The following is a 7,440-nucleotide window of genomic DNA, read 5'->3' on the forward strand; positions in this document are numbered from 1 at the left end:
GTCGTGAACGGCGATGATCGCCTTCAGACAAGGTACTTTTCCGAGGTCCGGTTTGGAATGGGGTTTCAAAGGCGCCGGTGCTGTTTTGCCTGGCGAACGCGGCGTGGAACCGGCGCTTTGCCTCGGCTTTTACGGAGCCGATTTGCCGCGCCGCAAGTGCTCGTCCAGGCGCGGCATGATCTCGACGAAGTTGCAGGGCATGTGCCGGTAATCGAGCTGCGCCTTCAAGATGCTGTCCCAGGCGTCCTTGCAGGCGCCTGGCGAACCCGGCAGCACGAAGACGAAGGTGGCGTTGACGACGCCGCCGGTCGCCCGGCTCTGGATCGTCGAGGTGCCGATCTTGTCGTAGGAAATGCGGTGGAACACTTCCGAAAAGCCATCCATGCGCTTTTCGAAGATCGGCTCCAGCGCGTCCGGCGTCACGTCACGGCCGGTGAAGCCGGTGCCGCCGGTGGTGATGACGACATCGATGTTCTTATCCCGCGACCACGCCAGAACTGTGTCGCGGATTTTCTCACGGTCGTCGGTGACGATATTGCGGGCCGCCAGCAGATGGCCGGCCTCGGCGATGCGGTCGGCCAGCGTCTGGCCGGATTTGTCGTCGGCGAGGCTGCGCGTGTCCGAAACGGTCAGCACCGCGATGCGCACGGGAATGAAGGAGCGGCTCTCGTCAATTCTGGCCATCTGCGCCCTCCGATGCGATGGTGCGCGTCGCCGCGACGAACCAGTCGGGCTGGCGGCCGCGGATCTCGGCAGCGGCACGCTTGGCGACATTGCCGGTCTCGAACAGGCCGAAGCAGGTGGCGCCGGACCCGGACATCCGTGAAAAACCCGATCCGGCCTTGTTCAGCCAGGAAAGCGCCCTGCCGATGGCGGGCTGCATCGCCAGCGCCGCGGGCTCGAGATCGTTGCGAGTAATCTCCAGCCAGTTGCGCAGGCTGTGAAAATCGATGCCGCGCGGCAGCGGCGGCAAGGCCTCATTGTCGCGCCGGGAAAGCGCTGCAAAGACATCCGCCGTCGACACCGGGGTGCCTGGATTGACCAGCACCAGGCCAAGCGCCGGAAAATCCGGCACCATCGACAGTTCATCCCCGATGCCGCGCGCTACCAGCGGCTTTGCCGCCAGGCACATCGGCACATCGGCGCCAAGCGAAAGGCCGATCCGCGCCAGCTCTGCGCCGTCGATGTCCAGCGCCCATGTCTCCACCAGCCCGCGCAGCACGGTCGCCGCGTCGCTCGAACCGCCGCCGACGCCGGAGGCAACCGGCAGGTTCTTTTCGAGCCGGATGGCAACCGGCGGTGTGCGCTCTTGCCCGACCGCCTGTCGCAGGGCGTCGCGCGCCCTAAGCACAAGATTGCTTGCGTCGACTGGAACGGCCGGTGCGTAGCGGCCGGACACGGCAAACTCATCGCTGTCGGCGGGCGCGATTTCGACCCTGTCGCCAAAACGCGTGAACACCGCCAGGCTTTCGATCAGATGATAGCCGTCATGGCGCCTGCCGGTGACATGCAGCGCAAGATTGATTTTGGCGTGTGCGTGCCAGCTACGCGACCCGATGTCGGTGTCCACAATCGTCTGCGGGATGATGCTCAGTCCTTGGCCAGCCGGTATTCGCCGGTCTTCGGATCCTTGATCAAAGTGCCGATCGCGCCGTTGGCCGTCTGCTTTTCTGTGCGCCGCACCTTGGCGGTCACGCGCTCGGCTTCCCTAATGAAGGTGCGGTAGCCGAAATAAGCGGCAACGCCAACGACGGCGAAGAAAATGATCTGCGGCATGCCAAAACTCCTCCCACGCTGGGCCGGCGAAGGCGGCCGGTCGGGTCGGTTGATGCATGCCGACCCGCTTTTGGGAACACGACATGCATGAAACTCAAGCTCTCATGCTAGACGGTTTTGCCGGGTTTTCAAAGCCCGAAGCGAGACCACAATGCGCGCTCTTCCGCCGCATCGATCACGCCGCTGGCGGCAGCCGCGGCAATATCGGGCGCTGAAAAGCCCTTGCTTGAGCCGAACAGGCCGAAGCGGCTAAGGAAACCGCGCGGCGTCGTGATCAGCCTGAGCTGCGTTTTCGCCCCGAAACGGGTCTTGAGCACCGTTCGCATGTCGCCGAGCGCATCGACCAGACCGAGTTCGAGGCCCTTGATGCCTGTCCAGAACAGGCCGGTGAACAGGTCCGGGTCGTCCTTCAGTTTCGTGCCGCGCCGCTCCTTGACGAGGTCGATGAAGGTTGCGTGCACCTCGAGCTGCAGCGCCTTCAGCCGCTCGACATCTTCCTTCTTCTCGGGCTTGAACGGATCGAGCACCGCCTTGTTCTGGCCGGCAGTGTGGACACGTCGTTCGATTCCGATCTTCTTCATCAGTTCCGGGAAGCCAAACGAAGCTGAGACGACGCCGATCGACCCGACGATGGAGGACGGATCGGCGAAGATCTCGTCACCGGCGACCGCGATCATGTAGCCGCCCGACGCCGCGACATCCTCGACGAAGACCAGTACCTTTTTGTTCTTTTCCGTGGCCAGGTCACGGATGCGCTTGAAGATCAGCCGAGACTGCACCGGCGAGCCGCCCGGCGAATTGATCGAGATGGCGACCGCCGGCGCGTCGTAGGAGAACGCCTTCTCGATGAGGCCGGCGGTGGAAGCCAGCGACAGGCTCGGCCGAAACTGGCCACCGCCTGCCATGATGGTGCCGTGCAGCCGGATGACCGGAATGGTGACGACGGTGGAGCGCCAGGATTTCGGCAGCAGGCGGTTGATAAGGCGTTTCACGAGGGCGCGGTCTCCGGTCGGTGGGTTGCAGGCATGTAGGGATTTCCCGGCCAACGGCAATGTCGCCGGGCAGAATAGCTCAATCTCCGAACAGCGAGGCGAGGCCGTTGGTGATCATTTCGCTGCGCTCGTCGGGGCCGTTGCCTGACTGCGTGTGGAGCATTAGGGGCGGGCGTATGGCAAGCTTTCCCCGCGCCCCGAGCGCTGCCCGCACGACGATGCGGATCGCCGCCGCATCGGGACGAGGGTGGACGGCGAGCATCTCGGCATCGCCGAAGCGGCCGGCGATCGCATCGAGAATGGCGCCGAGCTGTTCGGGCCGGGCGATTACGGCGAGCCCGCCGCGCGGCCTCACCACCGCCGCCGCACTTCTGATCCAGCTCTCGAACAGCCCGTCCTCCATGACATGGGCTTCCTTTCGCAGGCGATCCGATGTGGCGCGGTCCCGGGGAGCATTGAAAGGCGGGTTCATGATGACGAAGTCGAAGTCGTTGTCGGCGAGGCCGGCGGCCGCCCGCGCCCGGCCCGATACGGTGACATTGGCGACCAGCACGGATGCGCGATCGCTGAGATGGGCATTGCCGGGATGGGCAAGCGTCGCCGCCGCGAAGGCCGCCATTTCCGGCGCGCGTTCGACAAGCACCGCCTGTGCCGCCGGGCAGCGTGACAGCACCGCCAGTCCGGCAGCTCCGGCTCCCGCGCCGAAATCGGCCAGGCGCCCGCCAAAGGTCGATGGCACGGATGCCGCCAGCATCATCGCATCCATGCCGGCGCGATGGCCGCCCTGCTTGGGCTGGACGAGCCAGAACCGGCCGCGATGGAAAGCGTCGACCGTATGGGCCGGCGTGTCCGGAACAAGGGCGGCGGGCGCGGCGGGCATTATTTTCCGCGGATCTCGTTGGCGATGCCGGCATCCCTGAGGATGCGCCGTGCCGCGTCGGCCTGGTCGGCGTCGACCATGACGCGTTTCTGCAAAAGACCGATCGATCCTTCGAGAATGCTCATATTCTGATCTGCGACAAAGCAGGCGATGCCAGCGTCGCGCATCAGCGATTCCACAAAGGAGATGATCACGGCATCGTTGGTGCGGACAAGTTCTATCATCGTATGAAACTCGCAGTTTGCGCTATTGATGTAAACGGGCAGGGGATTCCGAGGCAGAGCCCCGTCCCCTCTGTGGTCGTTGACATTCCGTCATCGACGCCGCGCCAATTCGCCACTTGCCGTGGCCATGTCCGCCGCCCTAGAGTCCATGCAGGGACTAAGGGTGCCGTCGCACGCTCTATACCAAGACGGGAGTGATTGTCGTGGGTGTCGTTCTCAACATCGAAAACGGGAAGCGGGAGCCCGCCTCCATCAAGGATCTGATCGATCTGACAGCGGCCGATATGGGGCGCGTCAATGAATTGATCCTGTCCAAGGCCGGCTCCGACGTCGAGATGATCCCGGAGGTCGCCAATCATCTGATCTCGTCCGGCGGCAAACGGCTGCGGCCGATGCTGACGCTGGCCGCCGCGCAGATGTTCGGCTATGCCGGCGAGGGCCACGTCAAGCTCGCCACCTCCGTCGAATTCATGCACACGGCGACGCTTCTCCACGACGATGTCGTCGACGAAAGCGGCATGCGGCGCGGCAAGAAGACCGCCCGCATGATCTGGGGCAACCAGGCAAGCGTGCTGGTCGGTGACTTCCTGCTCGGCCAGGCTTTCCGCATGATGGTCGATGTCGGCTCGCTCGAAGCGCTCGATATCCTGTCGAGTGCTGCCTCGATCATCGCCGAGGGCGAGGTTATGCAGCTTGCCGCCGCCAAGAACCTCGAAACCACCGAGGACGAGCATTTCGCCGTCATCAAGGCCAAGACCGCCGCACTTTTTTCGGCTGCTGCCGAGGTCGGGCCCGTCATTGCCCAGGCGACCCGCAACGATCGTGCGGCGCTGCGCTCCTACGGCATGAATCTCGGCCTTGCCTTCCAGCTGATCGATGACGCGCTGGACTATGGCGGCACCAGCAAGGATCTCGGCAAGAATGTCGGTGACGATTTCCGCGAAGGCAAGGTGACCTTGCCAGTCATTCTCGCCTATCGGCGGGGCACGAAGGCCGAGCGCACTTTCTGGAAGCGTGCCATCGAGGACAATGTCACCGATGACGCCGGCCTGGAAAAGGCGATCGGCCTGATGACTCGCCATGGCGCCATCGCCGACACGATCGGACGAGCCCGCCATTTCGGCGAGATCGCCCGCGACGCGCTGGCGCCGCTGGAAGCGACGCCGCAGAAATCGGCGCTGATCGACGTCATCGATTTCTGCATCAGCCGGGTGAACTGAGCGGCGTCACCCGGTTGCCCGCTGCTTCGCCTTTCCCGGCAAAGCGAACGCGGCCAGCAGGCTGACAAAGATGCCCGCCGCCGCCAGCCAGAAGGCGATCTGTATGCCGTCGGCGATCGCGGCCTTCAGTGCATCGCCAGTCAATCCGCCGACATGGCTGTTGGCGATCGCGATCAATGTCGCCATGCCGATCGCGTTGCCGATGTTGAGCGTCGTGCAGGCCATTCCCGAGGCAACGCCCTGTTCGTCGTGTGCCACGCCCGACGCGGCCGCGATCCACATGGCGGTCCAGACGATGCCCTGTCCGACACCGGAGATGATCAGGCCGGGAACGATGGCGGCATAGCTGCTGTCGGCTGATGCTCCAAGGACCATCAGCGCTGTGCCGGCTGCGCCGACTATCATGCCGCCGACCAGGGTCGAGCGTGTAGAAAAGCGCGTCGCCAGGCGTTCACCAAGCTGCGTGCCGGCGGCGATGGCGATCGACGGCACCAGGAACGCCAGGCCTGTTTGCAGGGCGGTGAAGCCATGTACGGTCTGCAACAGCACGGTCAGGAAATAGGGCAGGGCTCCGAACGTTCCCATGAACAGGAAGGTGATCGTCATGCCGGCGACGAGGCTGCGATTGCGGAACAGCCGCAGCGGCATCAGCGGGTCAGCGCTCTTCGCCTCAATCAGCGCGAAGGCGATAATGAAGATCGCTGCCAGTGCGGCGCTGGCGATGATCGCTGGCGAACCCCAGCCATATTCAGGTCCCTGGACCAGCGTGAAGACCAGCAATGTGGCGCCTGCGGTGACGGTCAGCGCGCCCGGCAGATCGAAGTTGCGGTGCTGGTGCCGCTTGGGATCGCGCGGAATGATGGCAAATGCGGCGATGATGGCGATGCCAGCCAGCAGCACATTGACGTAGAAGACCGACGACCAGCCGAAGGCGCCTGTCAGGATTCCACCGGCCAGTGAGCCAAGGGTAAGGCCGCTCGCGCCGGCACCGCCCCACACCGCCAGCGCCCTGTTGCGTTCCGGTCCTTCGGCAAACAGGCGGTTGATCAGCGAGAGCGTCGCCGGGAACAGGAAAGCGCCGCCGATGCCTTGCACGGCACGCGCAGCGATGATGTTTTCCGGCGACCAGGCGAGGCCGCCGACCAGCGACGAAAGCGCATAGAGCCAGAGCGCGAAGATGAAGATGCGGCGCTGACCGATAAGGTCGGCGGCGCGGCCGCCGAACAGTAGAAAACCGCCGGTAAACACGGTGTAGGCGCTCACCACCCATTGCAAGGTCTGGCCGGAAAAGCCCAGCCCAGCCCCGATTTCGGGCAGCGCCACGAAGACGATGTTGATGTCGAGAGCGATGATAAGCTGGGCGAAGGCGAGCAATGCCAGCGTGGCGCCGCGCTTCGCGCCAATCCCTCCCTGTGTCGTAGTGGCGCCGAATGGCAGCCCTTGATCGAGTGAACTCATGCCAGTCTCCTTTCGATTCTTTATCGATCGACAAAGAATTGAATTTGCAATCTTGAGTCAAGCGGATTATTTGTGGATCGATAAAGAAATGGAGGTTGCGATGGCGGGACGGCCAAGGGAGTTCGACAGAGCCCAGGCTCTGCAGAAAGCGCGCGATGCCTTCTGGATGCGCGGCTACGAGGGCACCTCGATGGCCGACCTCGTCTCCATGCTTGGCCTGGCCTCGGCGCGCATCTATGCCGCCTTTGGCTCGAAGGAGGATCTGTTTCGCGAAGCCGTTGTTCTCTACGAAACCAGCGAAGGAAGCTTCGCCACCGGTGCCCTTGCCGAAGAACCAACCGCTCGGCGGTTTGTCGAGCGGCTGCTGCGCGATGCGATCGATATCTACACAAGGCCGGATCTGCCGAAGGGCTGCATGGTTGTCTCGGCCGCCACCAACTGCGCTACCGAAAATGACGGCGTGCTGCATTGGCTGGCCGAGCGCCGACTGGCGCGCAATGCATTGATTGTGGAGCGCCTGAGAAAGGGTGTTCGCGACGGCGACCTCAAGCCGGATACCGATCCGGAAGCGCTTGGCGACTACTACACCACGCTGTTATTTGGCCTCTCAGTGCAGGCGCGCGACGGGGTGCCGAAGAAGCGGCTGCATGACCTGGTCACCGTGGCGATGCCTGCGCTCGACGGTTTCGTCTCACAGCCTTGAGTCTTGCTTCTGGCGCCTCGCGATTTCGACTGCAATTGGCTCGACAAGCTGCCCTGCCGCAAATTATCTATAAAACATGGCAAAGGGCACGGACGACACCATCGCGGTGCGCATCAGCAAGGTTCTGGCGGACCGCATCATCTCGGGCGCGATCGAGCCGGGGGCCAGGCTTCGGCAGGATCATATC

At 63.8% G+C, this 7,440-nt stretch carries 9 protein-coding genes and 1 pseudogene; 3 read left to right on the top strand and 7 right to left on the bottom strand.

The window, feature by feature from the left end; genetic code table 11:
* Nucleotides 1-129: 129 nt before the first annotated feature.
* The 6 genes from moaB to EN749_RS26220 all read right to left on the bottom strand — a co-directional run bounded on the left by moaB (nucleotide 130) and on the right by EN749_RS26220 (nucleotide 3,872).
* Complete coding sequence (gene moaB / locus EN749_RS26195; RefSeq protein ID WP_127811027.1) at nucleotides 130-684, bottom strand: molybdenum cofactor biosynthesis protein B; 555 nt, start codon at nucleotides 682-684, stop codon at nucleotides 130-132.
* Nucleotides 671-1,570 (bottom strand): 4-(cytidine 5'-diphospho)-2-C-methyl-D-erythritol kinase, encoded by a 900-nt coding sequence (locus EN749_RS26200; RefSeq protein ID WP_128364248.1) that lies wholly within the window; start codon nucleotides 1,568-1,570, stop codon nucleotides 671-673. Before EN749_RS26200 ends, moaB begins: the two co-directional genes overlap by 14 nt.
* A gap of 20 nt (nucleotides 1,571-1,590) precedes the next feature.
* Nucleotides 1,591-1,776: a hypothetical protein gene (locus tag EN749_RS26205; RefSeq protein WP_127811025.1), complete on the bottom strand. Its 186-nt coding sequence runs from the start codon at nucleotides 1,774-1,776 to the stop codon at nucleotides 1,591-1,593.
* Between the two features lie 128 nt (nucleotides 1,777-1,904).
* Nucleotides 1,905-2,768 (bottom strand): S49 family peptidase, encoded by an 864-nt coding sequence (locus tag EN749_RS26210; protein ID WP_023808666.1) that lies wholly within the window; start codon nucleotides 2,766-2,768, stop codon nucleotides 1,905-1,907.
* Nucleotides 2,769-2,847: 79 nt separating this feature from the next.
* On the bottom strand, nucleotides 2,848-3,648 hold the full coding sequence (locus EN749_RS26215) for a methyltransferase (protein WP_128364249.1): 801 nt from the start codon (nucleotides 3,646-3,648) through the stop codon (nucleotides 2,848-2,850).
* Complete coding sequence (locus tag EN749_RS26220; protein ID WP_063167652.1) at nucleotides 3,648-3,872, bottom strand: DUF2007 domain-containing protein; 225 nt, start codon at nucleotides 3,870-3,872, stop codon at nucleotides 3,648-3,650. The genes EN749_RS26215 and EN749_RS26220 overlap by 1 nt, the downstream gene beginning before the upstream one ends.
* 203 nt (nucleotides 3,873-4,075) lie before the next feature.
* Here EN749_RS26220 and EN749_RS26225 point away from each other — a divergent pair, with 203 nt between their 5' ends.
* On the top strand, nucleotides 4,076-5,092 hold the full coding sequence (locus EN749_RS26225; RefSeq protein WP_127272280.1) for a polyprenyl synthetase family protein: 1,017 nt from the start codon (nucleotides 4,076-4,078) through the stop codon (nucleotides 5,090-5,092).
* Nucleotides 5,093-5,098: 6 nt separating this feature from the next.
* Here EN749_RS26225 and EN749_RS26230 read toward each other — a convergent pair whose 3' ends face one another.
* On the bottom strand, nucleotides 5,099-6,550 hold the full coding sequence (locus EN749_RS26230; protein ID WP_128364250.1) for an MFS transporter: 1,452 nt from the start codon (nucleotides 6,548-6,550) through the stop codon (nucleotides 5,099-5,101).
* 100 nt (nucleotides 6,551-6,650) lie between these two features.
* Between EN749_RS26230 and EN749_RS26235 the strand changes: the two genes are divergently transcribed.
* Nucleotides 6,651-7,253 (top strand): TetR/AcrR family transcriptional regulator, encoded by a 603-nt coding sequence (locus tag EN749_RS26235; protein ID WP_127268976.1) that lies wholly within the window; start codon nucleotides 6,651-6,653, stop codon nucleotides 7,251-7,253.
* Between the two features lie 76 nt (nucleotides 7,254-7,329).
* A pseudogene (locus EN749_RS39040) lies at nucleotides 7,330-7,440 on the top strand (GntR family transcriptional regulator); the annotation flags it as partial.

This window comes from Mesorhizobium sp. M7A.F.Ca.ET.027.02.1.1 (assembly GCF_004022985.1).
Taxonomy (GTDB): Bacteria; Pseudomonadota; Alphaproteobacteria; order Rhizobiales; family Rhizobiaceae; genus Mesorhizobium.

Bases quoted from the DNA above. Each gene is read 5' to 3' on its own strand.
- moaB (WP_127811027.1), bottom strand. From the start codon at position 684: ATGGCCAGAATTGACGAGAGCCGCTCCTTCATTCCCGTGCGCATCGCG.
- EN749_RS26205 (WP_127811025.1), bottom strand. From the start codon at position 1,776: ATGCCGCAGATCATTTTCTTCGCCGTCGTTGGCGTTGCCGCTTATTTC.
- EN749_RS26215 (WP_128364249.1), bottom strand. From the start codon at position 3,648: ATGCCCGCCGCGCCCGCCGCCCTTGTTCCGGACACGCCGGCCCATACG.
- EN749_RS26220 (WP_063167652.1), bottom strand. From the start codon at position 3,872: ATGATAGAACTTGTCCGCACCAACGATGCCGTGATCATCTCCTTTGTG.
- EN749_RS26230 (WP_128364250.1), bottom strand. From the start codon at position 6,550: ATGAGTTCACTCGATCAAGGGCTGCCATTCGGCGCCACTACGACACAG.
- EN749_RS26235 (WP_127268976.1), top strand. From the start codon at position 6,651: ATGGCGGGACGGCCAAGGGAGTTCGACAGAGCCCAGGCTCTGCAGAAA.